The organism is Caulobacter sp. P1_B12_2, from assembly GCF_056406675.1.
This window is the reverse complement of record NZ_JBFTZS010000779.1, coordinates 1-1,077: the sequence shown is the minus strand read 5'-3', so window position 1 is coordinate 1,077 and position 1,077 is coordinate 1. Positions and strand designations below refer to the sequence as shown.

At 66.9% G+C, this 1,077-nt stretch carries 2 protein-coding genes; one reads left to right on the top strand and one right to left on the bottom strand.

Annotated elements, in window-relative coordinates; translation table 11 throughout:
- Positions 1-34: 34 nt before the first annotated feature.
- Positions 35-442, bottom strand: a complete 408-nt coding sequence (locus AC1DZ6_RS25710; protein ID WP_477099914.1) for a hypothetical protein — start codon at positions 440-442, stop codon at positions 35-37.
- 117 nt (positions 443-559) lie between these two features.
- On the opposite strand from AC1DZ6_RS25710, the gene AC1DZ6_RS25705 reads away from it, so the two are divergent.
- On the top strand, positions 560-1,077 hold a 518-nt coding region (locus tag AC1DZ6_RS25705; RefSeq protein ID WP_477099913.1), incomplete at its 3' end, for an SDR family NAD(P)-dependent oxidoreductase.

Sequence of the window (1,077 nt, the reverse complement as noted above, 5' to 3'; positions counted from 1 at the left end):
CCTCGGAACAAGTCCGAGGATGACGGGCGTGATGTCAGTTCACCATCGCCGAACCCAGCAGCACCTTCGAGCCCTTGCGGCCCAGCACCTTGTCGGCGGCTTCCTGCATCTTGCCGCCCAGATAGGTCAGGTCCGGGGCCGCGCCGCGCGGCATGCCGGCGGTGTAGGTCATCAGCACCTGGGCGAAGGCGGCGCGCAGGCGGGGTTCCGACTGCTGGGCGCGCTCCATCAGGGCCGGGTCCAGCGCCTGCACCCCGGTCTCCAGGGTCATGACGCCCCGGCGGCCGTCGCGGCGGATGGTGGTCGCCGTCAGGGGCTGCAGGGCGAAATAGGTCACGGGCGCCTTCTTCTCCTCCTTGCCGTGACCAGCGAAGGCGGGCGGGGCGGCGAGGCTGGCGGCGGCCAGCAGCGACAGGACGGAGAGGGCGAGGGCGCGGCGCATGAGCCCTTGTGACATGGCGTGGTTGACGTCCTCTTTACGTCTGACAGGCACAAAGGGCCGTTAACCATGAATCGTCTCGCCCGCCTTGGCGCGCGGCGGGAACGCAGGAGACTGAAATTGGGGCGCTTTTCACCGAAAACCCTCGATCTGGACGGCAAGGTCATCCTGGTGACCGGCGGGACCGGTTCGTTTGGCCGTCGCTTCATCGAGACCGTCCTGCGCCGCGCCGACCCGCGGAAAGTGATCGTCTACTCCCGCGACGAATTGAAGCAGAGCGACATGCAGATGGAGCTGCGCGAGCAGTTCGACGAGGCGACCTACGCGAAGATGCGCTTTTTCCTGGGCGACGTGCGCGATCGCGAGCGCCTGACCCTGGCCCTGCGCGGCGTCGACATCGTCATCCACGCCGCCGCCCTCAAGCAGGTGCCGGCCGCCGAATACAATCCGTCCGAATGCATCCATACCAACATCATGGGCGCCGAGAACGTGGTCTGGGCCAGCCTCAACAACCACGTCAAGCTGGTGGTCGCCCTGTCGACCGACAAGGCCTGCAACCCGATCGGCGACAGCGACACGCGCCTGCGCGAGGAGCTGACAAAGACTGGAGTGGTGGTGAGTTCGTCCGGCTCGGCACA

Excerpts from the sequence above, each read along its gene's own strand:
- AC1DZ6_RS25710 (WP_477099914.1), bottom strand. The coding sequence starts at position 442 with ATGCGCCGCGCCCTCGCCCTCTCCGTCCTGTCGCTGCTGGCCGCCGCC.